Annotated in this window: 22 protein-coding genes, 1 riboswitch and 1 other annotated feature; of the genes, 3 read left to right on the forward strand and 19 right to left on the reverse strand. The window is 56.8% G+C overall.

The window, feature by feature from the left end; translation table 11 throughout:
- Positions 1-95 precede the first annotated feature (95 nt).
- From sigH to NFU03_RS04860, 15 genes are all read right to left on the reverse strand, one after another.
- Positions 96-746 carry an RNA polymerase sporulation sigma factor SigH gene (gene sigH, locus NFU03_RS04790; RefSeq protein WP_251636546.1) on the reverse strand — a complete coding sequence of 217 codons (651 nt, stop codon included), beginning with the start codon at positions 744-746 and terminating at the stop codon, positions 96-98.
- A 68-nt stretch (positions 747-814) separates the two neighbouring features.
- A complete protein-coding gene (locus NFU03_RS04795; protein WP_251636547.1) occupies positions 815-1,330 on the reverse strand; it encodes an NYN domain-containing protein in 516 nt (171 codons plus the stop codon).
- Positions 1,327-2,088 carry a 23S rRNA (guanosine(2251)-2'-O)-methyltransferase RlmB gene (gene rlmB / locus NFU03_RS04800; RefSeq protein ID WP_251636548.1) on the reverse strand — a complete coding sequence of 254 codons (762 nt, stop codon included), beginning with the start codon at positions 2,086-2,088 and terminating at the stop codon, positions 1,327-1,329. The genes NFU03_RS04795 and rlmB overlap by 4 nt, the downstream gene beginning before the upstream one ends.
- Positions 2,075-2,503 carry a Mini-ribonuclease 3 gene (locus tag NFU03_RS04805; protein ID WP_251636549.1) on the reverse strand — a complete coding sequence of 143 codons (429 nt, stop codon included), beginning with the start codon at positions 2,501-2,503 and terminating at the stop codon, positions 2,075-2,077. The genes rlmB and NFU03_RS04805 overlap by 14 nt, the downstream gene beginning before the upstream one ends.
- The gene (gene cysS, locus NFU03_RS04810) at positions 2,500-3,900 is read right to left on the reverse strand and encodes a cysteine--tRNA ligase (protein WP_251636551.1); all 1,401 of its coding nucleotides are present in this window, start codon (positions 3,898-3,900) and stop codon (positions 2,500-2,502) included. The genes NFU03_RS04805 and cysS overlap by 4 nt, the downstream gene beginning before the upstream one ends.
- Positions 3,897-4,565, reverse strand: coding sequence for a serine O-acetyltransferase (cysE, locus tag NFU03_RS04815; RefSeq protein ID WP_251636552.1), 669 nt, complete (start codon positions 4,563-4,565; stop codon positions 3,897-3,899). Before cysE ends, cysS begins: the two co-directional genes overlap by 4 nt.
- Before the next feature lie 69 nt (positions 4,566-4,634).
- Positions 4,635-4,865, reverse strand: a binding site (T-box leader).
- A gap of 62 nt (positions 4,866-4,927) precedes the next feature.
- Positions 4,928-6,388: a glutamate--tRNA ligase gene (gltX, locus tag NFU03_RS04820; protein WP_251636554.1), complete on the reverse strand. Its 1,461-nt coding sequence runs from the start codon at positions 6,386-6,388 to the stop codon at positions 4,928-4,930.
- A gap of 65 nt (positions 6,389-6,453) precedes the next feature.
- Entirely contained in the window at positions 6,454-6,930 is a 477-nt protein-coding gene (gene ispF / locus NFU03_RS04825) for a 2-C-methyl-D-erythritol 2,4-cyclodiphosphate synthase (RefSeq protein WP_251636556.1), read from the reverse strand.
- Complete coding sequence (ispD, locus tag NFU03_RS04830) at positions 6,927-7,622, reverse strand: 2-C-methyl-D-erythritol 4-phosphate cytidylyltransferase (protein WP_251636557.1); 696 nt, start codon at positions 7,620-7,622, stop codon at positions 6,927-6,929. The genes ispF and ispD overlap by 4 nt, the downstream gene beginning before the upstream one ends.
- Positions 7,623-7,652: 30 nt before the next feature.
- Positions 7,653-8,750, reverse strand: a complete 1,098-nt coding sequence (locus tag NFU03_RS04835) for a PIN/TRAM domain-containing protein (protein WP_251636559.1) — start codon at positions 8,748-8,750, stop codon at positions 7,653-7,655.
- Positions 8,751-8,883: 133 nt separating this feature from the next.
- The gene (gene radA / locus NFU03_RS04840; protein WP_251636561.1) at positions 8,884-10,257 is read right to left on the reverse strand and encodes a DNA repair protein RadA; all 1,374 of its coding nucleotides are present in this window, start codon (positions 10,255-10,257) and stop codon (positions 8,884-8,886) included.
- Between the two features lie 84 nt (positions 10,258-10,341).
- Positions 10,342-12,798 carry an ATP-dependent Clp protease ATP-binding subunit gene (locus NFU03_RS04845; protein ID WP_251636562.1) on the reverse strand — a complete coding sequence of 819 codons (2,457 nt, stop codon included), beginning with the start codon at positions 12,796-12,798 and terminating at the stop codon, positions 10,342-10,344.
- Positions 12,799-12,947: 149 nt separating this feature from the next.
- Positions 12,948-14,033, reverse strand: coding sequence for a protein-arginine kinase McsB (mcsB, locus tag NFU03_RS04850; protein ID WP_251636564.1), 1,086 nt, complete (start codon positions 14,031-14,033; stop codon positions 12,948-12,950).
- Entirely contained in the window at positions 14,023-14,574 is a 552-nt protein-coding gene (locus tag NFU03_RS04855) for a UvrB/UvrC motif-containing protein (RefSeq protein WP_251636566.1), read from the reverse strand. Before NFU03_RS04855 ends, mcsB begins: the two co-directional genes overlap by 11 nt.
- A 51-nt stretch (positions 14,575-14,625) precedes the next feature.
- Positions 14,626-15,096 (reverse strand): CtsR family transcriptional regulator, encoded by a 471-nt coding sequence (locus NFU03_RS04860; protein WP_251636568.1) that lies wholly within the window; start codon positions 15,094-15,096, stop codon positions 14,626-14,628.
- Between the two features lie 280 nt (positions 15,097-15,376).
- On the opposite strand from NFU03_RS04860, the gene NFU03_RS04865 reads away from it, so the two are divergent.
- Positions 15,377-15,964: a GNAT family N-acetyltransferase gene (locus tag NFU03_RS04865; RefSeq protein WP_251636571.1), complete on the forward strand. Its 588-nt coding sequence runs from the start codon at positions 15,377-15,379 to the stop codon at positions 15,962-15,964.
- Positions 15,965-16,050: 86 nt separating this feature from the next.
- Here the strand turns inward: NFU03_RS04865 and NFU03_RS04870 are convergent, their stop codons facing one another.
- From NFU03_RS04870 to NFU03_RS04880, 3 genes are all read right to left on the reverse strand, one after another.
- Entirely contained in the window at positions 16,051-17,088 is a 1,038-nt protein-coding gene (locus tag NFU03_RS04870; protein ID WP_251636572.1) for a tellurite resistance/C4-dicarboxylate transporter family protein, read from the reverse strand.
- A 115-nt stretch (positions 17,089-17,203) separates the two neighbouring features.
- Positions 17,204-17,812 (reverse strand): biotin transporter BioY, encoded by a 609-nt coding sequence (locus NFU03_RS04875; protein ID WP_251636574.1) that lies wholly within the window; start codon positions 17,810-17,812, stop codon positions 17,204-17,206.
- Between the two features lie 126 nt (positions 17,813-17,938).
- Positions 17,939-18,124: a histidine kinase gene (locus NFU03_RS04880; RefSeq protein WP_251636576.1), complete on the reverse strand. Its 186-nt coding sequence runs from the start codon at positions 18,122-18,124 to the stop codon at positions 17,939-17,941.
- A 139-nt stretch (positions 18,125-18,263) separates the two neighbouring features.
- A riboswitch (SAM riboswitch) is annotated at positions 18,264-18,366 on the forward strand.
- 106 nt (positions 18,367-18,472) lie between these two features.
- Between NFU03_RS04880 and NFU03_RS04885 the strand changes: the two genes are divergently transcribed.
- Both NFU03_RS04885 and metH read left to right on the forward strand, forming a co-directional pair.
- Positions 18,473-20,332, forward strand: coding sequence for a bifunctional homocysteine S-methyltransferase/methylenetetrahydrofolate reductase (locus NFU03_RS04885; RefSeq protein WP_251636884.1), 1,860 nt, complete (start codon positions 18,473-18,475; stop codon positions 20,330-20,332).
- On the forward strand, positions 20,313-23,771 hold the full coding sequence (gene metH, locus NFU03_RS04890) for a methionine synthase (protein ID WP_251636578.1): 3,459 nt from the start codon (positions 20,313-20,315) through the stop codon (positions 23,769-23,771). Before NFU03_RS04885 ends, metH begins: the two co-directional genes overlap by 20 nt.
- A 47-nt stretch (positions 23,772-23,818) precedes the next feature.
- Here metH and NFU03_RS04895 read toward each other — a convergent pair whose 3' ends face one another.
- Positions 23,819-24,181 carry a hypothetical protein gene (locus NFU03_RS04895; RefSeq protein ID WP_251636580.1) on the reverse strand — a complete coding sequence of 121 codons (363 nt, stop codon included), beginning with the start codon at positions 24,179-24,181 and terminating at the stop codon, positions 23,819-23,821.
- Positions 24,182-24,451: the final 270 nt, after the last annotated feature.

The following is a 24,451-nucleotide window of genomic DNA, read 5'->3' on the forward strand; positions in this document are numbered from 1 at the left end:
TCTGTTGAACACCTAGTCTTTCCATAGTCTTGATAAAGAGTACCACCTAACCTATTCTCTGTCAACGCATGCTTAGTCAGAAAATTGACGATGTTTCACATGACCGGGCCGGCTTCCACGAATCTCTCGAGTTTCCGTTTGATGCGCTGCAGGGCATTATCGACGGATTTCACTTGACGGTTCAGCTCATGGGAGATCTCCTGATAGGATTGCCCGTCCAGATAGAGGCCGAGTACTTCCTTCTCCAGACTGCTTAGCACTTTGTTCATCTCGACTTCCATCTGGACAAAATCCTCCTTGTAGATCATCAGGTCTTCCGGGTCGTCGTTTTCGGCGTTCGTCAGTACGTCCAGCAGCGTGCCGTCGGACTCTTCGTCGAACACCGGACGGTCCAGCGAGACGGAGGAATTGAGCGGGATGTGCTTCTGGCGCGTCGCGGTTTTGATGGCGGTGATGATCTGCCGTTTGATGCACAATTCGGCGAATCCTTTGAACGAGCTGAGCCGGTCAGGCCGGAAATCGCGGATCGCTTTGTACAGGCCGATCATCCCTTCCTGGATGATGTCTTCCTTGTCGCCGCCCATCATGAAGTAGGAGCGCGCTTTCATGCGTACGAATGACTGGTATTTCGTAATGAGAAAGTCGAGTGCATCTGTGTTGCCTTCTTGGATGATCCCGATCAGCTGTTCATCGGAAAAAGTGCTGAAGTCTGCTGCTCTAGGTGCAAGAACTGTCTTTTCGGCCATTCCCATCACTCCGGTCTGTCATACTATTGAGTCAATTATAGCCCACTCATTTTTTTAGCGTCAACCGCTCACCTGTTCCCCCGCCGCCACTTTTCGAAGATCTCCGTCACTTCCTGCGACAGCTGGATCTTGGAAATCGGCCGGTCCTCCTGGATCTTCTTCACTTTTTCCGTGATGATCCGATCGATTTCCTGCAGTTCGATTTCCAGTTCGCGCGCGGAGATCCGGAGTGCCCCCTGACCGAAAATCAGCCACTGTTCCGTCCGGTCGGAAGTTGCGACATGCACCTGGACTCTCCGTCCCGACAGCTCCGTGACCAGCTTTTCGATCCGTTCATCCGCCGTTTCGTTCTCTCTGGTGAAGATCACTTCGACGTTCGAATTCCGCTGCTTGTGCTCGATGCCGGGGACCAGGTAAGCATCGAAGACGACGATGACCCGCCATCCTTTGAACGCCCGATACTCCGCCATCTGCTCGATCAGCCTGTCCCTTGCCTCAGCCAGTTTCAGCCGTTTCAGTTCCCGCAATTCCGCCCATGCACCGATGATGTTATACCCATCGACGAGCAGAATGTCCTTTTTCACGGCTTTTCAGGGAGCGGCAGCCGTTTGCGCATCACTTCGTACATGAGGAGCGAAGCAGCGACGGATGCATTCAGCGATGTGACATGCCCGCGCATCGGCAGATGATACAGGAAATCGCACTTCTCTTTCAGCAGGCGGGACATCCCCTTCCCCTCGCTGCCGATGATGACAGCCAGTGGGAGGGTCGCATCCATCGACCGATAGTCGGCAGACCCTTTTGCGTCGGTTCCAGCTATCCATACACCGCGCTTCTTCAAGTCATCGACGGTCTGTGCAAGATTGACGACCCGTACGACAGGGATGTGCTCGATCGCCCCTGTGGACGCTTTCGCGACGACGCCTGTCAGCCCGACGGACCGGCGTTTCGGGATGATGATACCGTGTACGCCGGCTGCATCCGCTGTTCTCAGGATCGAGCCGAGGTTATGCGGATCCTCCAGCTCGTCCAGCAGCAGGATGAACGGGTCTTCCCCCCGCTGTTCCGCAATGGCGAACACGTCATCGAGCTCTGCATATTCGTACGCGGCCACGGACGCGATGACCCCCTGATGGTTCACATCGAGCAGCTGGTCGAGCTTCTTCTTCGGGACCGCCTGGACGACGACGCCCGCCTTCTTTGCGAGCGTGGTGATTTCCCCGATACTCTGCTTATTCAGCCCTTCTGCAACCCAGATCTTATTCAGCTCACGGCCTGACCGCAGCGCCTCCGCGACAGGGTTTTTGCCGCCGATCAGTTCAGCACCTTCAATTTCCGGCATTGTGTACGCCTCCTTCTGCAAGTTCAATGGCCTTGCGGATGAATTCTTCGGTTCTGTCCCGTTCCCCAAGCAGATAAAGGAAGCCGACAACCGCTTCGAAAGCGGAACTGTGGTTGTATGTCAGGACATCCGTGTTTTTCGGGACGGAACCTGACTTTGCGTTCCGCCCCCGTTTCATGACTGCGAGTTCCTCTTCTGTCAGGAACCCTTCTTCCACCATCGTCTTCAAAATCGCCGCTTGCGCTTTCGCGGAAACGAATTTCGTCGCTTCCTTGTGAAGGATGTTCGGCTTGACCCTGCCCGATCTCAATAGATGCTCGCGGACCGCCTGTTCATATACGGCGTCGCCCATGTAGGCGAGGGACAGGGCTTTCAGCTGACGCACGTCCTGCACGCGCAGCGTATAGTCACTCATGACCGTTTCCACCGGACACCTTGTGCCGTGTCTTCCAGCAGGATCCCCTGCTCTTTCAGTTCGTCACGGATTTCGTCGGCCCGTGCGAAGTCCCGGTTTTTCCGCGCTTCCTGGCGCTCTTCGATCAGCCGGTCGATCGCTTCATCGTGCAGTTCTTCCTTCTCGCCGAACGGCAGTCCGAGGACGCCCATCAGCTTGCGGAACGTCTCCAGGAATGCTTCCAGCACGACCGTTTCCGTATTGGTCTCCCGCAGATAGACGTTTGCAAGGCTCGCAAGCTCGAAGATCGCCGCGACGGCATTCGCTGTATTAAAATCATCGTCCATCGCCTCTTCGAACGCCTTCTGCTGTTCCCGGATCTTTTCGAGCCAGATATCGTGCTGGTCGCCGTTGTCAGCAGAAACAGCCAGGCGGTGCCCGATGTTCTCATAGGCGGTGCGGATCCGGCCTAGACCGTTTGCAGCGCTTTCCACGAGTTCCTGCGAGAAGTTGACAGGGGACCGGTAGTGCACAGCGAGCATGAAGAAACGGAGCACTTGCGGGTCGATCTGCTGGATGATGTCATGCACGAGCACGAAGTTCCCGAGCGACTTCGACATTTTTTCATTGTCGATGTTGATGTAGCCGTTATGCATCCAGTAGCGGGCGAACGGTTCGCCTGTCAATGCTTCCGACTGGGCGATTTCGTTTTCGTGGTGCGGGAATGTCAAGTCCTGACCGCCTGCATGGATGTCGATCGTATTCCCGAGCAGCTGACGGGCCATGACCGAGCACTCGATGTGCCAGCCGGGACGCCCTTCTCCCCACGGGCTGCTCCAGGAAATCTCCCCTTCTTTCGCCGCTTTCCATAATACGAAGTCGAGTGCGTCGTCTTTCCGTTCGCTCGCTTCGATGCGCGCTCCGACTTTCAGTTCGTCGATCGATTGGTGCGACAGTTTCCCATAGCCATCGAACTTCCGCGTCCGGAAATACACATCGCCTTCCGACTCGTAGGCATAACCTTTTTCAATCAGCACGGAGATGAAATCGATGACGTCCTGGATATGCTCCGTGACGCGCGGATGGACATCCGCCTTCTGGCAGCCGAGCGCGCCGACATCTTCGAAATAGGCCTGGATGAAGCGCTCCGTCAGCTCAGGCACCTCTTCGCCGAGCTCGTTTGCCGCTTTGATGATCTTATCGTCGACGTCTGTGAAGTTCGAGACGAACTTCACATCGTAGCCGCGGTATTCCAAATAGCGGCGGACCGTATCGAAGACGATGACAGGCCGTGCGTTGCCGATGTGGATGTAGTTGTAGACGGTCGGTCCGCACACATACATCTTCACTTTCCCTTCTTCGAGCGGCACGAACGCCTCTTTCTTACGCGTCAGCGTGTTATAGATCTGAATGGTCATCGGTCATCATCCTTTTCTCCTGTAGTGGGCATTTCTTTTCGTAACGAAGCCAGTTCATCCTCCAGCCTTGCAATCCGGTCTTCCAGCGTCTGGCATCTGTCGGACACCGGATCAGGCAGCGCATGGCTCAGCCGGTCCTTGACACGCACCCCGTTCGAGATGACGACTTTCCCCGGGATGCCGACAACAGTCGAGTCGGCAGGAACGTCTTTCAGAACGACGGAGCCTGCGCCGACTTTGCTGTTTTCGCCAATAATGATATTGCCGAGCACTTTAGCACCTGTCGCCACCAGGACACCGTCATGCAGGGTCGGATGGCGTTTCCCTTTTTCCTTGCCTGTGCCGCCGAGTGTGACTCCCTGGTAGATCGTGACGTCGTCACCGATCACACACGTCTCCCCGATCACGACTCCCATTCCGTGGTCGATGAACAGCCGCCTGCCGATGACGGCTCCCGGGTGGATTTCAATACCGGTGAAGAAACGGCCGATCTGCGACAGAACGCGGGCGCCGAAATGGAGATTCCGGCGGTGCAGCCCGTGGGCGATCCGGTACATCCAGATTGCATGCAGCCCTGAGTATGTCAAGACGACCTCGAGCGTACTGTGGGCTGCCGGATCCTGGTCAAATATGCAGCGGACATCTTCTTTCATGTGAGAAAACATAGTGTTCCCCTTTCTATGGTGCAGCGGACCGAGATTTTGGACAAATACGAAAACGCGTCCCTGTCTGCTGACAGAGACGCGTTTCTGCGTGGTTCCACTCTTGTTCCGGACAGACAGGGATCCTCCTGTCTGTCCGCTCGGTGTCTGTAACGCAGACAATTCGTCCGGCCTACTGCAACGTTCGGCCCGGCGCTCGGAGGTGCATTTCCGCAAATCGGTCAGCCCGGATCCCTTTCAGCCAATGGAGATCCTCTCTGTCGGGCCCGTTTTCTGCGTACTTCTCCTCTTCAACGCTTTTTCTTATCGGTTCTCTCTTCGGTACCTCTTATTGTACACAGCCGAATCCACTTGTCAACAGCGGGTCACTGGGCGTACTTTTCCACGCGGGCGATCGTCTTTTCCCTGCCGAGAAGGGCGATGGAATCCGGAAGTTCCGGTCCGTGCGCCTGACCTGTTGCCACGACGCGGATCGGCATGAACAGGTTCTTCCCTTTGTGGCCTGTTTCTTTCTGGACTGCTTTGATGGCCGCCTTGATGGACGGAGCGTCGAATGTCTCGAGGTCCTCGAGCTGCTTCTTGAACGAAGCCATCACTTCCGGCACTTGTTCCCCTGCCAGAATCTCTTTGGATTGCTCATCATATTCAATGGCGTCCGAGAAGAACTGGGCGGACAGCTCGACGATTTCAGCGCCGAAGCTCAATTGACCGTGATACAGGGCGATCAGGCTGCGCACCCAATCCCGTTTCGCCTCGTCCATGTCTTCACTGACCAGCCCCGCTTTGACGAGGTGCGGAAGCGTTAGGGCGACCACTTCATCCAGGTCGAGCTTTTTGATGTATTGGTTGTTCATCCACGTCAGCTTCTGCTTGTCGAACATCGACGGTGACTTCGACAGCCGGCTTTCGTCGAACTGCTCGATCAGCTCTTCTTTCGTGAAAAGCTCATCTTCTCCGACCGGCGACCAGCCGAGGAGCGCGAAGAAGTTGAACATCGCTTCCGGCAAGTAGCCGAGCTCCTTGTATTGGGAGATGAACTGGATGATCGATTCATCCCGCTTCGACAGCTTTTTACGGTCTTCGTTGACGATGAGCGTCATGTGGCCGTAACGGGGTGCCGTCCAGCCGAGCGTATCGAAGATCATGAGCTGTTTCGGCGTGTTCGTCAAGTGCTCCTCGCCGCGGAAGACGTGCGTCATGTCCATCAGGTGATCATCGACGACGACTGCGAAGTTATAGGTCGGGATACCGTTCGCTTTCACGAGCACCCAGTCCCCGATGTCCTTCGATTCGAACTGAACAGTGCCGCGCACGAGGTCGTCGATCGTGTACGTGACGTCCTCCGGTACACGCATGCGGATTGTGTACGGCATGCCTGCCGCTTCTTTTTCAGCGACTTCCTCTTTGCTCAGATGGCGGCATCTGCCGTTATACATCGGCGCTGCAATGCCGGCCTGTTTCTGCTTTTCACGCTCTTCTTCGAGCTCTTCCGGCGTGCAGAAGCATTTGTAGGCCGCTCCCTTATCGAGCATCTCCGCGGAGTATTTCTTGTACGTATCGAGCCGCTCCATCTGACGGTATGGGCTGTATGGGCCGCCGATATCAACGGACTCATCATAGTCGATGCCGAGCCATTTCAAGTTGTCCAGCTGCGACAGTTCCCCCGCTTCAATATTGCGGGCGGTGTCGGTGTCTTCGATCCTGACGATGAATTTCCCGTTATGATGACGGGCGAATAAATAGTTGAATAGTGCCGTCCGGGCTCCTCCGATATGCAGGTGGCCGGTCGGGCTTGGTGCGTAGCGTACGCGTACTTCTGCTGGCATGGTGGGACATCTCCGTTCTGTTAGTTCGATTAGTTGCAAGCTGTATAGTCCAGTTTACCAAAAACTTAAGCTTTCACCAACAGGATTGCTGCAAGTGCTGCAATTCCTTCTTCCCTGCCGACGAATCCGAGTTTCTCGGTCGTTGTCGCTTTAACGTTCACTTGGGATGGATCTGCATGCAGCAGTTCCGCTACACGGTTCTGAATCGTCCCGATATGCGGCGCCATTTTCGGCTGCTGCGCCATTATCGTACAGTCGATGTTGCCAAGTGCATAGCCTTCCGCTTCGACGATCTTCCACACTTCCTCGAGCAGGACTGCGGAATCCGCATCTTTGAAAGCGGCGTCCGTGTCCGGGAAATGATGGCCGATGTCCCCTTTGCCGATTGCGCCGAGCGCAGCGTCCGTGATTGTATGGAGCAGGACGTCTGCATCGGAATGGCCGATCAGGCCTCTATCATGCGGTATCGTGATGCCGCCGATGATCAGCGGGCGCCCTTCCGCAAACTCATGTACATCGAAACCTTGTCCTATCCGTATCATTCCATCGTCTCCTCCAGCCGTTTTTTCAGTAAGTATCCGCCGTATGCCAAGTCTTCCGGCGTTGTCATCTTAATATTGTCATAGGTGCTTCCCACTACATGCACCGGGAGTCCCGCGCGTTCTGCGAGTGTCGCTTCGTCCGTGCCGAGGAACTGTTCCTGCCGCGCTTTCCGGGAGGCATCGAGCAGCAGCTCATACCGGAACGCCTGCGGGGTCTGGATGATCCACAGACGTTCCCGATCCGCTGTTTCCTCGACCTGTCCGTCCGTTACATATTTCATCGTGTCTTTCGCTTTCACGCCGGCGACGGCTGCCCCGTGTTCCGCTGCGCTCTCCGCGAGCTTATGGATGACGGGGCGGGCGATGAACGGCCGGGCGGCGTCGTGGACGAGCACGATACCGCCTTCCTGATGTGCTTCCAGGCAGGCGGCCACACTGTCCTGCCGCTCTGCTCCGCCGGCGGGCAGCGCCTTCACCTTCGTAATGGCCGAGTCCCGGATGATCGCTTCGATCACCGGTCTTTCGGAGTCTTTGACGGCAAGGATGATCCCGGCGCACCATGGATCCTCTTCAAAGACTGTCAGCGTATGGCCTAAAATCGTTTTGCCGGCAAGTTTGAGGAACAGTTTGTTCTGTCCCGCACCCATCCGCGTGCCGCTGCCGGCTGCCGGCATCATCACTGTATAATCCATTCTCTTTTCATCCTATCTGCTGTCGGACTGTCAAGCCCTCGACGATTTGCTGTGCTTCGGTTTGGCGAAGATCATGCGGCCTGCTGACGTCTGCAGCACGCTCGTGACGACAACGTCGATTGCCGAGCCGATATAGCTCCGTCCGTCTTCGATGACGATCATCGTGCCGTCATCCAAGTAGGCGACGCCCTGGTTATGCTCTTTCCCGTCTTTGATGACGAGCACATGCATTTCTTCCCCTGGGATGACGACCGGCTTGACGGCATTCGCCAAGTCGTTGATATTCAGCACTTCCACGCCGTGCAGGTCCGCCACTTTGTTCAAATTGAAGTCATTCGTGACGACGAGCCCTTTCATCTTCTTCGCGAGATGGACCAGTTTCAAGTCCACTTCCGCGACATTCGGGAAGTCTTCGTCCGTGATGAGGATCTTCTTGCCGTCCCCTTCCTGGAGACGCCGAAGGACATCCAGACCGCGCCGTCCTTTTGTCCGCTTCAGCGTATCAGCGGAATCCGCGATATGCTGGAGTTCTGTCAGTACGAACTGGGATACGACGAGGACGCCTTCAAGAAATCCGGTATCCGCAATGTCCGCGATCCGCCCGTCGATGATGACGCTCGTGTCGAGGATCTTATGGGGCGACTGGGCCGTTTCGGTTCCTTCCGCCTCCCCGTCTTTCTTTTTCCCGACGTTCCGGATCGAGAAGAGGGCGTTCAGGAACTCATCGCGTTTCTTGAAGCCGACCTGGAATCCGAGATAGCCGAACAGGACGGACAGCAGCATCGGCAGAAGTGCCGTCACAGCCGGGATCTGGATGTTATTCAGTGCGGAACCGAGCAGGAACGCGACGATGAGTCCGACAATCAGCCCGATCGACCCGAAGAACAGATCGAGTATCGGCGCTTTCAGCAGCAGATCTTCCAGCCATTTAATGAAATTGACGATCGGATCGGTCAGGAAAGTGCTGAACACGAACAGGAACAGCGCCCCTATGACTGCAGCAACGTATGGATTATTGAACAGCGGGGTGTCGGTAAAAGAAGATAAGTGGAATAAGTACGGGAGAAATAATACACCGAGTGTACCGCCGACCAGCAAAAACATCACTTGCACAACACGTTTCATCATTCAATCCACCTCCTTTTTGTAGTAACAGTATACCTGTATTTGCCTGCGATTGCTCGCTCGGACCCCGGGCAGGCAAGGAATCCTGTTATGTGAACAGGACCCTTTGCAGCAGGGGAAAGTTCCGTTCGACCGCTCATTGCGGCAGACAGAGCTCCAGTGCTTCCCGGACTGTCTCCACGCCGACGACCTGGATGCCTTCCGGATACTCCCATCCTCCGACGTTGGAGGCCGGGATGATTGCGCGCTCGAAACCGAGTTTCGCTGCCTCGCCGACGCGCTGCTCGATACGTGAGACGCGCCGGACTTCGCCGGTCAGACCGACTTCGCCTATGTAGCAGTCCGTCCCGCTCGGTGCGGTGTCCCGGTAGCTGGACACGATGCTCATGAGGACAGCCAGATCGATTGCGGGTTCATCCAGCTTCACGCCGCCTGCGACTTTAATATATGCATCTTGCGCCTGTAACAGCATCCCCATCCGTTTTTCCAGCACCGCCATGAGGAGCGATACCCGGTTCTGGTCAAGGCCGGTCGCCATGCGCTTCGGGTAATTGAAGCTGGAAGGGGTCACGAGCGCCTGTATTTCCACTAAGATCGGCCGCGTCCCTTCCATCGAGGCGACGATCGTCGAGCCTGCACCGCCCTGTGACCGTTCCTGTATGAACAGTTCGGAAGGGTTCAGCACTTCTTTCAGGCCTCCCTGCAGCATTTCGAAGATGGCGATTTCGTTCGTCGAGCCGAACCGGTTCTTCACGCTGCGCAGGATCCTGTACGTATGGTGCCGTTCCCCTTCGAAATACAGCACCGTATCCACCATATGCTCCAAGAGGCGCGGTCCTGCAATCTGCCCCTCTTTCGTGACATGGCCGACGATGAAGATCGCGATGCCTTGCGTTTTTGCGATCTTCATGAGCTCTGCCGTACATTCACGGACTTGGGAGACACTGCCGGGTGCGGAAGTCACTTCCGGATGGTGGACCGTCTGGATGGAGTCGACGATGACGAATTTCGGCTGGACGCTTTCGATCGTTTCGTGGATCATCGCCAAGTCCGTCTCCGCGTAGATGTACAGCTCGTCCGACAGCACTCCGAGCCGCTGTGCCCGAAGTTTCGTCTGCCGGATCGATTCCTCACCGGATATATAGAGCACGCGCTTCTGCTGGTTCGACAGCAGGGCGGATACCTGGAGCAGCAATGTCGACTTCCCGATACCGGGGTCCCCCCCGATCAGGACGAGCGATCCCGGGACGATGCCGCCGCCGAGCACCCGGTTCAATTCGTTCATCTCCGTAAGGATGCGCGGTTCGTCTTCGACTTCCACTGCATTGATCGGCATCGCTTTCTGTTTGACGGCCCCTGAATGCTGGAAAGCGCCCCGAGGACCTTTCTGGATAATCTCCGTCTCCTCTTCCATCGTGTTCCATTCGCCGCAGCCAGGGCAGCGTCCCATCCACTTAGGAGATTCATAGCCACACGATTTACATAGGAATTTCGTTTTCTTTTTTGCCATACATGTCCTCCAAACGACGAAGAGGACAGCCCCACCCCTGTTTCGTGCCAAGGGCGGGCCATCCTGATCCGTCTGTGTTCCGTATTAGTGTCCCACCATTTCCGGGGAGTCCTGGTCTGCCGTATTGACAGTGAATTCGCCGTCTGCATAGTCGACTGTCACTTTCCGTCCGGCCAGGTCCGTGCCTTTCAGCAATTCTTCGGACAACCGGTCTTCCACGTGTTTCTGAAGCGCTCTGCGAAGCGGCCGCGCCCCGTATTCCGGGTCGAACCCTTCGTCCGTGATTTTCATTTTCGCTTCGTGTGTCAGTTCGAGTTCGATGTCCTGTTCTGCAAGGCGGCTGCTCAATTCTTGCGCCATCAGGGAAACGATCTCTTCCAGCTGGTCTTTCTCGAGCGAATGGAAAACGATCATCTCGTCAATCCGGTTGAGGAATTCAGGCCGGAACGCTTTCTTCAGTTCATCCAGCATCTTTTTCTTCATGTCTTCGTAGTCCTGTTCGCCGTCCTGCAGGTTGAAGCCGACGTACCGGTTCTTTTTCAATTCTTGCGCACCGACGTTCGACGTCATGATGATGACGGTGTTGCGGAAGTCGACAGTACGGCCTTTGGAGTCCGTCAGACGTCCGTCCTCAAGCACTTGGAGCAGGATATTGAATACATCCGGATGCGCTTTTTCGATTTCATCGAGCAGGATGACCGAGTATGGCTTGCGGCGGACTTTTTCAGTCAGCTGACCGCCTTCGTCGTAACCGACATACCCGGGAGGTGAACCGACGAGACGGGATGTCGCGTGCTTCTCCATATACTCGGACATATCGATACGGATCATCGAGTCTTCATCACCGAACATCGTCTCAGCGAGTGCCCGTGCCAGTTCCGTCTTCCCGACACCGGTAGGTCCGAGGAAGATGAACGAACCGATCGGGCGTTTCGGGTCTTTCAGGCCGGCGCGCGCACGGCGGATCGCCCTGGAGATGGCCGTCACAGCCTCTTTCTGGCCGATGACACGCTTATGCAGTTCCTCTTCCATGTTGAGCAGCTTGGCGGATTCGGTTTCCGCGATCCGCGCAACAGGGATTCCTGTCCACATGGCGACGACTTCCGCGATATCGTTGACAGTCACTTCGGATTCCGTCTTGCCCTGTTTCTCTTTCCATTCCGTCTTCGTGGTCTCGAGCTCTTCTTTCATCTTCTGCTCTTTGTCCCTGTAAGAAGCGGCCTTCTCGAATTCCTGGCTCTGGACGGCCGCGTTCTTCTCTGAACGGATCGCTTCGAGCTTCTTCTCTAGATCCCGCAGGTTCGGCGGTGTCGTGTAGGAGCGGAGGCGCACTTTGGAGCCTGCTTCGTCGATCAGGTCGATCGCTTTGTCCGGCAGGAAGCGGTCCGAGATATACCGGTCCGACATCTTAGCGGCAGCATCGATCGCTTCGTCCGTGATCTTCACACGGTGATGCGCTTCGTAGCGGTCGCGCAGGCCGTTGATGATGAGCACGGTTTCTTCGACAGTCGGCTCATCTACCTGGATCGGCTGGAACCGGCGTTCGAGCGCGGCATCCTTTTCGATGTATTTGCGGTACTCGTCGAGTGTCGTCGCACCGATACACTGCAATTCTCCGCGTGCGAGCGACGGTTTCAGGATGTTGGAAGCGTCGATTGCGCCTTCCGCCCCGCCTGCCCCGATCAAGGTGTGCAGCTCATCGATGAACAGGATGATATTGCCGGCCTGACGGATCTCCTCCATCACTTTCTTCATGCGGTCTTCGAATTCCCCGCGGTATTTCGTGCCGGCGACGACTGTCCCCATATCGAGCGTCATGACCCGCTTATCGCGGAGGATCTCCGGAACTTCGTTGCTGACGATCTGCAGTGCCAGCCCTTCGGCGATCGCGGTTTTCCCGACACCCGGCTCCCCGATGAGCACCGGGTTGTTTTTCGTGCGGCGCGCAAGCACTTCGATGACCCGGGTGATTTCCTTGCCGCGTCCGATGACCGGATCCAGCGTGCCTTCACGTGCGATTTCCGTGAGGTCCCTCGCCAGTCCGTCCAGTGTAGGCGTGGAAGCCGACGCATTCGTGTTCTGGCTGTTGGCACTTGCCGCGTCATCACTGCCGAGGAGCTGGAGCACTTGCTGACGAGCCTTGTTGAGGCTGACGCCCGCGTTGTTCAGCACACGTGCCGCCACGCCTTCCCCTTCACGGATCAGTGCAAGCAGGATATGCTCAGTGCCGATGTACGAGTGGCCGAGTTTACGCGATTCGTCGACAGACAGCTCGATTACTTTTTTCGCGCGGGGGGTGTAATGGACGATTGGTCCGACATCCTTGCTGCCCGTGCCGATCAGGTTCTCGACTCCGGTTTCGATCGTTTCGAAACTGACGCCGATCGCTTCCAGCGCCTTCGCTGCAATCCCGCCGCCTTCACGGATCAGGCCGAGTAAAATATGTTCAGTGCCAATCGCTTCATGTTTGAGGCGGATGGCCTCTTCTTGGGCCAGCTGAAGGACCTTTTGCGCACGTTGTGTGAATCGGTTAAACATCATATTACTTCCTCTCCTTCTGCACAGGCTATTTTTCTTCACCTTACTTATCTATATTCGTCCGGCCCGCCAAACAATCGGCTGCCGGGCAATTGACTTTGACTATCTTTGATGATTCTATCGGATTTCCGGCATCCGCGCAAAAGAGACGCTCAAGGCTCATCGGGATGCGGTTCACCGTCCGCCGCCCTCTGACGGAGACGTTCGCGGATCAGCTTGGCGCGGCTGCTGTCCAGCTCTTCAGCTGTCAGTTCGCCGCCTTCGAAGTTCTGCAGGAACCCGGACTGCATGAACACCATCAGCTCATTCAGGATGTTCATATCGACGTCTTCGATTAGACCGAGGTCGATGCCGAGCCGGACATCCGACAGGCATCGCGCGGCTTCCGCAGATGGCAGGAGCCGGGCGTATGATAACGTGCCGAGCGCCCGGAAGACACGGTTCTCAAGTGAGAGCCTCGACCGGCCGAGCAGCAGCTCCCGCGATTTCCGTTCATGCACGATGATCCGGCTGACGATATTCGCGAGTTCCGCCAGAATCTCCTTCTCCGACTTGCCGAGTGTCAGCTGGTTGGACACTTGGTAGACGTTGCCGGGCGCTTCGCTGCCTTCCCCGTAACTGCCGCGGACGACCATCCCGAGCCGCGAGACTGCGGGGATGATCCGGTTGATCTGCTTCGTCATCGTGAGAGCCGGCAGATGGACCATGACGGAAGCGCGCATCCCCGTCCCGGTGTTCGACGGGCAGCTTGTCAAATATCCGAACTCCTCATCGAATGCGTAAGGAAGCCTGCTTTCCAGCAAGTTGTCGGTTTCATCCGCTTTCCGGTAGGCATTCTCGAGCTGCAGACCGGGATAGATGCACTGGATCCGCAGATGGTCTTCCTCATTCACCATGATGCTGACCGTTTCGTCCTCGGACAGCAGTACAGCGCCATAGTGCACAGCATCCGCAAGCTGCGGACTGATCAAGTGCTTTTCGACGAGCGTCTGACGGCCGAGTGCCTTCAAATCACTCATTCTGGTATAGGCATACCCTGTTTTCCCGCCGTTAAGCAGTGCGTCCGAAACAAGTTTACCGATTTCTTCCGCCTGTTCGTCCGAGAACGCAATCGGAAACCGGAATCCCCTCAGATTGCGGGCGAGCCGGATGCGGGTCGACATGACGATGTCGGAGTGCTCGCCATGAGGCACCATCCAGCCGGTCACTGCGTTCTGCATATATTCGTTATTCCCCATCGGCTGCCCCTCCTTCCTCAGGTCCGGCTGACAGCTTCCGTTTCCATTCTTTTATTTCATCGCGCAGGACGGCCGCCTGTTCGAACCGTTCCGTCTGGATTGCGTCCTGCATGCTGATTCGCAAGAATTCGATCTGCTTCTTGATGGCCATCTTTTCGTTGAAGGAAGCGGGGATCTTGCCCCGGTGCACCGTGCTGCCGTTATGCAGCTTGCCGAATACCCGCGGCAGCCGCTCCCGGAATGTCTCATAGCAGACGGGACATCCGAATTTGCCGATTTCAAGGAACCGGTGGAACGTCAGGCCGCATTCCGGGCATTCCGGCATCACCTGCGCTTCGAGGGCCTGCGGCTGGACCGCCTCCCCTGTCAGCCACTGGGACAGGAATTGCTGGATCGACATCGGTTCCTGATTCGGATTGACCGAAAACGTCTGCAGGTTGAACGCACACTGGTCGCAGAGGTTCCGTTCGACCGGTCCTCCCGGTGTCTCCTGCTTCAGGATGACGGACACCGGCCGTTCTTTACAGTTTTCGCAAAGCATGTCATACCACCTCACTGAATGTTTGGCTGAAGTGTCCGGCTTCCCGGACGGTTACTCGGATTGCTCGTACAGAAGGGAGAACAGCATCGCCTGGAGGACGCGTGCACGGATGGCGTCCCGTTCCTGCAGCGGATAATGCTTGGCGGCATGCTCGATGCCGGCGAGCATCAGGCGTGCCTCCCGCTTCGAGACGGCCTGTTCAGCGAGCAGGCGGTAGATGATGTCTTCCGTCATCACCGAGGAAGCCCCTTCCTGCAGGCTGTCTAAAATATGATCAACCAGTTCCTTGCGTGAATTCGTCTGGATCCGGTGAATCCGGATATAACCGCCGCCTCCCCGCTTCGATTCGACGGCGTAGCCGCGCTCGATCGTGAAACGTGTCTTGATGACGTAATTGATCTGCGAGGGGACGCACTGGAACTTCTCTGCGACTTCGTTCCGCTTGATCTCCGCGGTCCCGTTATCTTCATGTTCGATAATCGATTTCAAATACCCTTCTATGATGTCGGAAATATTTCTCATCGTTCTCACCTCGTTTGCTGTCAGTTTCGCCTGCTGACTTTGACTATCTTTGACTTAATTGTACCGCATCCGCCGAAGGGCGTGCAAGGATTTTGCCGCCGTCCGTCAGACAGCGGGACCGTCAAGCCCGAATCAGTTGAATGTCCTGTGCATAGTATGTTTAGATAGGACGTATGAAAGATCCCGAGGATTTTTTTCTGACCTCTTTTTTCCTCTCCCTATGTTTGATCCCCAAACAAAAAGCTCCGGGTACACCCATACCGACGGAGGAGATTTACGTATGAACTGGTACGAGAAACTGAGTGAGTATTTCCCGATTGAAGAGATGAAGTCGAAAGAGCATATGGACGCGCTGCTGAAGGATAAGCACAACGTCTATCATAAGGATGAAGGGCCGAAACACGTGCTCATGTTCGTCGAGACCGAGTCGTTCGTCTTCGTCGACTATCTGTTCGTGTCAGCGGCGTCCCGCGGCGAGGGCCTTGGCAGGAAACTGCTGGCGGAGCTGAAGGAGAAAGGCAAGCCGATCCTGCTGGAAGTGGAGCCTGTCGATTACGAGGATACCGACACGGAAAAGCGTCTGCGCTTCTATGCACGGGAAGGGTTCCACCATGCACAGCGCATCGGTTACAGCCGCCGGTCGCTAGCAACAGGCGAGCAGACCGACCTGGAGATCCTGTACTGGTCCCCTCAAGACGAAGAGGAAGAGATGGTCTATGACGCCATGAAAATGACATATGAAGAGATTCACACATATAAGGATGACGAGTTCTACGGCGAGTCGTACGATCCGTCCCACCAAGTGTTAACATTTAAGACTGAAGGCAAACCGAATATCCTGAAAGAGTTCGCAGCAGCCGGCGTCTGAACGGCGCGGTACGTTGCAGCAGGTCCGAAAGCAGAAGCCATTTCCCGCGCTTCTGCTTTTTCTGTGCGGTGCATCTACCGGGGATTTCACCCGTCACTGCGCACCGGACGGATCACGGACACGAGCATGGCGAGCAGTGCCGCCGCCCAGGAGACCGCTGCGGCCGCTGCCATCCCGTCTGCCAGGATCGATACGAACGGCAGATGGAGCGCATTTGCAAATTGGTACGTGCCCGCGGTATACATGGCGAGCGGGAACACCATGCTCCAGATCTGCGGATTGTACGACAGTCCCGGCCGGTGGAAGCCGTAATGCCAGACCGTCAGGATGACGAGCAGCGGAATCCACCACGTGCCGGTGATCCAGAAGAACAGCGTGAACCCTTTCAGGAACGGCGCGATCTCCTCAAGCAGCGGAAAGTACTCGGCATGCAGGATGAGCGCTGAGCCGGAAAGTGTCGCAATGGCCAGCGCCCCCATGCTGATCCAGTATGGCGGCGACAGTTCGTCTTCCCGGAAGCGTACGAACGTGAACCGGTAGAACAGGAGCGCCATCAGCGGCAGGTAGAGCATGCAGCCGAGGAAGTACATCGACAGCGACGAGAACAGGAGGAGATGCTGGTGCTGGCCGGCATACGGGGACAGCAGTGTTCCGAGCACGGCGATCGACTGTGTCGCCACCGAGGACAACAGCCACGTCCCGTTGAACCCTTCTTCAAGCGAGGGCTTCTCTTTCCCGATCGTCATGGCGGTGAAGAACGTATACATGATCACCACCCACAGGACGGCGGCTGCGGGCAGCAGCCCCATGGCGATCTTCACGTGCCCGCCTGTCAGCAGCAGCTGGCTTCCGAAGACGGCGGTCCCGGCGACTATCGTGAAGAAACCGGCGCCTTTGCTGTGGCTCACCAAGTCTTCCTTCAGTTCACGCGGATAGCGGACGAGGCGGATGATCGTCAGTATCCATAGAACGGTATATAAAACGGTATTCACTGCAATCAGGACCGGTGCCGTCCAATGGAAACCGAGCAGATTCAGCCCGACCCCAAGCGCGCCCGTCGCCATGACAGCGGCGAAACTGCCGGGAAACAGATGCTTCGCCTTTTGTTCCAACAGAGTCGTCATGGGCCTGCCTCCTTTGTCTAGCAAGATACTTCCCTATTCCCGGCTTCCGCCCGCGCAACCATGGAAGCGCAAAAAACCTGTCCGCCACGTTCAGCAGACAGGTTTCAGAGATTCATTACAGCGAGCGCCGTGTTTTCAGGATACGGACCATCCGATGGCCGAAGATTCCTGCGAGGACGGACAGGATAATGTCTTTCGGCAATGGGGGGACCATCCACATCCACGCGATCTTGTACGTGAAGGCGTCCGGTGCAGCTGCCCATAGTTTGTAGGCGGCATACATCCAGTTCGTCCCGATGACGTAGTTCACTGCACAGCCGACAAGTGCAGCGATGACAAATGCCGGGACCGACTTATGACGTTCGACAATCTTCCCGACGACGTACGCGACCAATATGAAGGAGACGATGAAGCCGAACAGCGGACCGACAATCGCACTGAACCCGCCGCTGAACTTGGCGAACACAGGTGCTCCGGCGAGGCCTACCGCCATGTAGACCGTCATCGACAGCGCGCCGTAGCGGCTGCCGAGCAGGAGTCCTGCAAGTATGGCGAAGAACGTCTGCAGCGTGATCGGCACGCCGCTGATCGAAAGTGCAGGGATGAAGTATGTAATATTCGCCCCGATCATCATCAGCGCAGCGAACATCGCTGAGTAGACGAGCCCGAGGGTCCCGATCCTTGCGTTTGACCGGTTCGGTTTCATAGTTTCTGCTGTTCCCATTGGTGACACCCCTTTATGATTCTATACGTTAAGAATAAAAGGAATAGATCATTGTGTCAACCTGATATTTTTTAAGGTTTACTCAAAAAGCTCCGTAAAAAAACTGACAGGCATTCCGTCTGTCAGTTACTGGCGCTCGCCTTCGTTTTTCGGGAACAGGAAGTATGAGATGATCCCGCTTACTCCCATCGCTCCGAGTGTAATATAGAATCGTGACATGACCGGCACGTCGGTGTAATCTTTGTTCAGCATCACCCAGGCGACCCCGCCGACGAGCAGCATGATCGGGATGACAAATTTAAAAGCCCGCATAGCAATCCCCTTTCCTTGCATGTCCTTCCAGTTTAGCATATCCCCCCTGCAAGTCACAGCTGGAAAGAGAAGTCCCCTATTGACGGAACTCTCGAACAACGGTATGATGTGTTAAATAATTCTTACAACTCAATAGTCATTCTTATCTAGAGAAGCGGAGGGATCTGGCCCTGTGATGCTTCAGCAACCAGCCTTCCGGTCAGGTGCTAACTCCAGCGGATCTTTTATCCGACAGATGAGGAGAAGACCATCATTTTGATAATGACAAAGCCTTCTTCGTTCACCGAAAAGGCTTTTTTTGTATTTTCTCTTTCACTACACTACCGCAGGAAAGGACAGATAGCTATGATGAAATTCCTCGAACGATTGCAAAACGAAGTGCTCGTCGCGGACGGAGCGATGGGGACGCTGCTGTATGCGGAAGGCCATGATTTCTGCTACGAACAGCTGAATGTGGAGAAGCCGGATGTCATCCGTTTGATCCATGAACAATATATAGCAGCCGGCGCCGATGTCATCCAGACGAACACGTACAGTGCGAACGCCCTGAAACTTGCGCGGTACGGCTTGGAGCACCGCGTGAAAGAATTCAACGAAGCGGGCATCGCCATCGCGAAACAGGCGGCGGCTGCAGGCGGCCAGTATGTGCTCGGCACGATCGGCGGCATGCGCACTATCGGTAAGAACGAAGCGTCGGTCGATGAAGTGGTGTCGATGGTGCAGCAGCAGGCGGAGCCGCTGCTCGCCGGGAACCCGGACGGCCTGCAGCTCGAGACCTATTACGATTTCGATGAACTGAGCGCGGTCGTCCGCCATCTTCGGCAGCTGACTGACGTGCCGCTCATCGCGCAGGTTTCCATGCACGAACCCGGCGTCCTGCAGAACGGTCTTCAGCTGAACGAAGCCTTGCATCGCCTCGAAGCGCTCGGCGCCGATGTTGTCGGTGTCAACTGCCGGCTCGGTCCGTATCATACGATCCAGGCGTTCGAAAGTGTCGAACTTCCGGAGAAGGCCTTCCTCTCCGCGTACCCGAATGCGAGCCTGCTTGACGTGGAGGACGGCCGGATCGTCTACGTATCGGAAACGGATTATTACGGCAGGGCCGCCCGCCTCCTCCAGGAGGAAGGCGTCCGGCTGATCGGCGGCTGCTGCGGCACGACCCCTGCTCATATAGAGGCGGTCAAAGCCCAGCTCGCCGGAACGGTGCCCGTCACCGAGAAGAAAGCGGCAGAGCGGAAGCCGATCGTCATCCGGGATCCGGAGCCTGCCCGCTACGAACCGCTGCACGTGAAAGCGGAACGGGAACGGACGATCCTCGTGGAACTCGACACGCCGCGCCATCTCGAGATCGATGATTACCTGGAAGGGGCACGCCAGCTGAAAGCCGCCGGTGCGGATGCCGTCACGATGGCGGATAACTCCCTCGCCTCCCCGCGGATCAGCAATTTGGCGATGGCATCGATCGTCAAGCACCAGGATGATGTCCGTCCGCTCGTCCATGTGACGTGCCGGGACCGCAATCTGATCGGCCTGCAGTCGCATCTGATGGGTCTCGATGCACTCGGCATCCACGATATTCTCGCGGTGACAGGCGATCCGACCAAGATCGGCGACTTCCCGGGCGCAACGAGTGTATATGATGTGTCGAGCCTCGAACTGTTCCAGCTCATCAAGCAGCTGAACGAAGGCATCTCCTTCTCCGGCAGGCCGCTGCGCAAGAAAGCGAACTTCTCGGTGGCCGGTGCCTTCAATCCGAATGTCCGGGTCGTGGAACGTGCTGTCAAACGACTCGAGAAGAAGATCGAATGCGGGGCGGATTACTTCATCACCCAGCCGGTCTATACGAAAGAGAAGATCCTTGAAATCCACGAAGCGGTCCGCCACTTGGATACGCCGATCTTCCTCGGGATCATGCCGCTGACGAACAGCCGCAATGCAGAGTTCCTGCACCACGAAGTGCCGGGCATCAAGCTGTCCGACGACGTGCTCGCCCGTATGGAAGCATGCGGGGACGACCGGCAGGCGGCGACGGAGGAAGGGCTTCAGATCGCCAGAGAGCTGATCGACACCGCTGCCGGGCTGTTCAACGGTATTTACCTGATCACCCCGTTCCTCCGGTATGACATGACCGTGGAATTGATCCACTATATTAAAGAACTTGACGCACAGTCGGAAAGAGAGGTGCACCATGCCGCAATCACTCGTTGAAACGGAATTGAACAAACGGATACTCGTCATGGACGGCGCCATGGGGACGATGCTCCAGAATGCAGATCTGACGGCGGATGACTTCGGCGGGGAGGCCTTTGAGGGCTGCAACGAATACTTGAACCTGACGAAGCCGGAAGTGCTTGAACGGATCCACCGGGAGTACTTGGAAGCCGGGGCAGACATCATCTGCACGAATACGTTCGGCGGCACGCCTGTCGTGCTGGACGACTATGACCTCGGAGACCGTGCGGAAGAGATCAACCGGCGGGGCGCCGAACTGGCCCGGGCGGCTGTAGATGAACTGTCGACGCCTGAGCGACCACGGTTCGTGGCAGGCGCGATGGGGCCGACGACGAAGACATTATCTGTCACAGGCGGCATCACGTTCGACCAACTTGCCGAGGACTTCTACATCCAGGCGAAAGGGCTGATCGAAGGCGGCTGCGACCTGCTGCTCATGGAAACGAGTCAGGATATGCTGAACGTCAAGGCCGGCACGGTCGGCATCCGCCGGGCCTTCGAAGAGACCGGGCGTGAGCTGCCTGTCATGATTTCAGGCACAATCGAGCCGATGGGCACGACGCTCGCCGGTCAGAGCATCGAAGCGTTCTACATCTCGATCGAACACGTCCGCCCGCTGTCTGTCGGCTTGAACTGCGCGACCGGCCCGGAATTCATGACCGACCATCTGCGCTCGCTTTCCGATCTGGCGACAGGTTACGTAAGCTGTTATCCGAACGCCGGGCTGCCGGATGAAGAAGGCCACTACCACGAATCGCCGGAGTCATTATCGAAGAAGCTGGAAGGATTCGCGGAAAAGGGATGGCTGAATATCGTCGGCGGCTGCTGCGGCACGACGCCCGCCCATATTGAAGCGATCAGTAAAGCCGTCGCCGGGAAAGCTCCGCGGCCGCTCCCTTCGGCTGATGAAACCCATGGACATACCGTTTCCGGCATCGAACCGCTGCTGTACGATCCGAGCATGCGCCCGATCCTCGTCGGTGAACGGACGAACGTCATCGGTTCCCGGAAGTTCAAACAGCTCATCGTCGACGGGAAGATCGAGGAAGCGGCGGAAATCGCCCGGGCGCAAGTGAAGAACGGCGCGCATGTCATCGATGTCTGCCTGGCAAATCCGGATCGCGACGAGTTGACGGACATGACGGACTTCATGAAAGAAGTCGTCAAGAAGATCAAAGCACCGCTCGTCATCGACTCGACGGACGAAAACGTCATCGAGGAAGCGCTGAAGTATTCGCAGGGGAAAGCGATCATCAACTCCATCAACCTGGAGGACGGCGAAGAACGGTTCGACGCCGTCCTGCCGATCGTGAAAAAGTACGGCGCTTCCGTCGTCGTCGGCACGATCGACGAAATTGGCATGGCCGTCACCCGCGAGCGCAAACTCGAAATCGCGGAACGGTCCTATGAGCTCCTCACCGGCAAATGGGGCCTCGCGCCGGAAGACATCATCTTCGACCCGCTCGTCTTCCCTGTCGGCACAGGCGACGCACAGTATATCGGGTCCGCAGTCGAGACAATCGAGGGCATCCGGCTGATCAAGGAAAAACTGCCGCGTGCGCTCACCGTCCTCGGTGTCAGCAACGTATCGTTCGGCCTCCCGGCTGTCGGACGGGAAGTATTGAACGCCGTCTATCTGTATCACTGTACGCAAGCCGGACTCGACTACGCGATCGTCAACACCGAGAAGCTGGAGCGCTATGCGTCGATACCGGAAACGGAAATCGAGATGGCAAACGCGCTGCTGTTCGACACGACGGATGAAACACTGGCCGCCTTCACCGAGTTCTACCGGGGGAAAAAGAAGGAGAAAACAGAGGACGACATCCCGAAGACCGTACCTGAACGGCTTGCGTATTACGTCGTCGAAGGGACGAAGGAAGGGCTGATCCCCGACCTGGACGCCGCCCTCACCCAATACGACGAACCGCTCGACATCATCAACGGCCCGCTCATGACCGGCATGGCGGAAGTCGGACGCCTGTTCAACGACAACCAGCTGATCGTGGCGGAAGTGCTGCAGAGCGCAGAAGTGATGAAAGCGTCCGTGTCGTATTTGGAGCAGTTCATGGAGAAGAAGGAAGATGACAACGGAAAAGGAAAGATCGTCCTCGCGACCGTAAAAGGCGATGTCCACGATATCGGGAAAAACCTGGTCGAAATCATCTTGAGCAACAACGGCTTCAAAGTGATCGACATAGGCATCAAAGTCACGCCTGCCCAGCTGATTGACGTCATCCGGAAAGAAAAACCGGATATCGTCGGCCTGTCCGGACTCCTCGTCAAATCCGCTCAGCAGATGGTCCTGACAGCGCAGGACTTCAAATCCGCCGGCATCGAACTGCCTGTCATGGTCGGAGGAGCCGCGCTGACGCGGCGGTTCACGGATACGAAGATTGCGCCGGAGTATGACGGCCCGGTCATTTACGCGAAAGATGCGATGCAGGGTCTCGACCTGGCCAACCGGCTGCAAAGCGACGGTAAGGAAGCACTGCTGCTCGAACTGGATGAACAGCTAGAGAAACGGGCTGCCAATGATGCGATCAAAGCAGCGAAAGCAGATGCCCGGGCAGACGGCGCTGTTGCAGTCGCCGTACGGCCTGTCAAAACAGTGCGTGATGACGTACCGGTATTCGTTCCGGGAGACTTGAAGAAACGGGTGCTGCGTGACTATTCGATTGCGCATTTATCACCGTACGTCAATATGCGGACGCTGATCGGCCACCATCTTGGTCTGCGGGGCAACGTCGACTCGATGTTGAAGAAGAGCGAACCGAGGGCTGTCGAGCTGCATGACCTGGTGACTGGATTCCTGCAATCCGGTAAACTGAGCGCCTCGGGGCTGTACCAGTTCTTCCCGGCTCAGTCGGAGGGAGACGATGTCATCATCTACGACCCAGCCGACGGACAAACGGAAATTGAGCGGTTTACATTCCCGCGACAGTCGAAGGAACCATTCCTCTGCCTTGCAGATTACTTGAAGCCCGTCGACAGCGGAGAGATGGACTACGTCGCCCTCATGCAAGTGACAGCAGGACACGGCGTCCGGGCGGAAGCGGAACGCCTGAAAGCGGACGGTAAGTTCCTGGAGAGCCACGCGTTCCAGGCCACCGCGCTGGAGCTCGCGGAAGGGTTTGCCGAGCGCGTCCACCAGGAGATCCGCGACCAGTGGGGCTTCCCGGATGCGACCGACTTCACGATGAAAGACCGGTTCGCCGCGAAGTACCAGGGACAGCGCTTTTCGTTCGGCTATCCGGCCTGTCCGAACCTCGAGGACCAGTCAAAGCTGTTCGGCCTCCTGAAACCCGAGGAGATCGGTGTGCACTTGACGGAAGAATATATGATGGAACCGGAAGCATCGGTCTCCGCCATCGTCTTCGCCCATCCGGACGCCCGCTATTTCAACGTGGACTGAAGAGAAAAAGAACCTGCCGGCTTGCGCCGGCAGGTTCTTTGCGTACATTATCGTCTTCCGCACGGCCTTTGTCCCGGTCCCATCGGAGGACCCCACGGACCCATTCCCATTCCTGGTCCCATTCCCATGCCTGGTCCCATCCCCATGCCTGGTCCCATGCCTGGTCTTGCCACGACAGTCTGACCCGGCATTGTTTCATTCACTTCTGTGTAGTAGTGGTGCGGCACTTGTACGGTATGCTGGCGTGTGACATTGACGAACGGGTGGACCACCGGCAGCTCTTGCGGCGCGAACGTATCGTGGTAGCGATACTGGGTCGGACAGATGACCGGCTGTGCCGCACTGTTGCATGGCTGCATCGGCGGCATCGGCTGCGGCTTCATGCAGCGGTTCTGATTATGATGCATCATCTCATCACCTCCTCTGTTCATTACATGCAAGCCGGACGCCGGGAGACGGGCGCGCGCCTTGTGTGGCAAGGAAAAATGGAGATGTGCGCGTATTTTGCTGGCGAGGGCGCGTATTTCAGGCGCGAACGCGCGTATTCCACTGGCGAGCGCGCGTATTCTTCCCGCGAACGCGCGTAAACCGATCGCGAGCGCGCGCATTTTCCGGAGAGCGCGTATTTCAGGCGCGAACGCGCGTATTCCACTGGCGAGTGCGCGTATTCTTCCCGCGAA

It is taken from the genome of Sporosarcina sp. NCCP-2716 (assembly GCF_023707985.1).
Classification (GTDB): Bacteria; Bacillota; Bacilli; order Bacillales_A; family Planococcaceae; genus Sporosarcina.

Excerpts from the sequence above, each read along its gene's own strand:
- sigH (WP_251636546.1), bottom strand. The coding sequence starts at position 746 with ATGGCCGAAAAGACAGTTCTTGCACCTAGAGCAGCAGACTTCAGCACT.
- rlmB (WP_251636548.1), bottom strand. The coding sequence starts at position 2,088 with ATGCCGGAAATTGAAGGTGCTGAACTGATCGGCGGCAAAAACCCTGTC.
- NFU03_RS04805 (WP_251636549.1), bottom strand. The coding sequence starts at position 2,503 with ATGAGTGACTATACGCTGCGCGTGCAGGACGTGCGTCAGCTGAAAGCC.
- cysS (WP_251636551.1), bottom strand. The coding sequence starts at position 3,900 with ATGACCATTCAGATCTATAACACGCTGACGCGTAAGAAAGAGGCGTTC.
- cysE (WP_251636552.1), bottom strand. The coding sequence starts at position 4,565 with ATGTTTTCTCACATGAAAGAAGATGTCCGCTGCATATTTGACCAGGAT.
- gltX (WP_251636554.1), bottom strand. The coding sequence starts at position 6,388 with ATGCCAGCAGAAGTACGCGTACGCTACGCACCAAGCCCGACCGGCCAC.
- ispF (WP_251636556.1), bottom strand. The coding sequence starts at position 6,930 with ATGATACGGATAGGACAAGGTTTCGATGTACATGAGTTTGCGGAAGGG.
- ispD (WP_251636557.1), bottom strand. The coding sequence starts at position 7,622 with ATGGATTATACAGTGATGATGCCGGCAGCCGGCAGCGGCACGCGGATG.
- NFU03_RS04835 (WP_251636559.1), bottom strand. The coding sequence starts at position 8,750 with ATGATGAAACGTGTTGTGCAAGTGATGTTTTTGCTGGTCGGCGGTACA.
- radA (WP_251636561.1), bottom strand. The coding sequence starts at position 10,257 with ATGGCAAAAAAGAAAACGAAATTCCTATGTAAATCGTGTGGCTATGAA.
- NFU03_RS04845 (WP_251636562.1), bottom strand. The coding sequence starts at position 12,798 with ATGATGTTTAACCGATTCACACAACGTGCGCAAAAGGTCCTTCAGCTG.
- mcsB (WP_251636564.1), bottom strand. The coding sequence starts at position 14,033 with ATGGGGAATAACGAATATATGCAGAACGCAGTGACCGGCTGGATGGTG.
- NFU03_RS04855 (WP_251636566.1), bottom strand. The coding sequence starts at position 14,574 with ATGCTTTGCGAAAACTGTAAAGAACGGCCGGTGTCCGTCATCCTGAAG.
- NFU03_RS04860 (WP_251636568.1), bottom strand. The coding sequence starts at position 15,096 with ATGAGAAATATTTCCGACATCATAGAAGGGTATTTGAAATCGATTATC.
- NFU03_RS04865 (WP_251636571.1), top strand. The coding sequence starts at position 15,377 with ATGAACTGGTACGAGAAACTGAGTGAGTATTTCCCGATTGAAGAGATG.
- NFU03_RS04870 (WP_251636572.1), bottom strand. The coding sequence starts at position 17,088 with ATGACGACTCTGTTGGAACAAAAGGCGAAGCATCTGTTTCCCGGCAGT.
- NFU03_RS04875 (WP_251636574.1), bottom strand. The coding sequence starts at position 17,812 with ATGGGAACAGCAGAAACTATGAAACCGAACCGGTCAAACGCAAGGATC.
- NFU03_RS04880 (WP_251636576.1), bottom strand. The coding sequence starts at position 18,124 with ATGCGGGCTTTTAAATTTGTCATCCCGATCATGCTGCTCGTCGGCGGG.
- NFU03_RS04885 (WP_251636884.1), top strand. The coding sequence starts at position 18,473 with ATGAAATTCCTCGAACGATTGCAAAACGAAGTGCTCGTCGCGGACGGA.
- metH (WP_251636578.1), top strand. The coding sequence starts at position 20,313 with ATGCCGCAATCACTCGTTGAAACGGAATTGAACAAACGGATACTCGTC.
- NFU03_RS04895 (WP_251636580.1), bottom strand. The coding sequence starts at position 24,181 with ATGATGCATCATAATCAGAACCGCTGCATGAAGCCGCAGCCGATGCCG.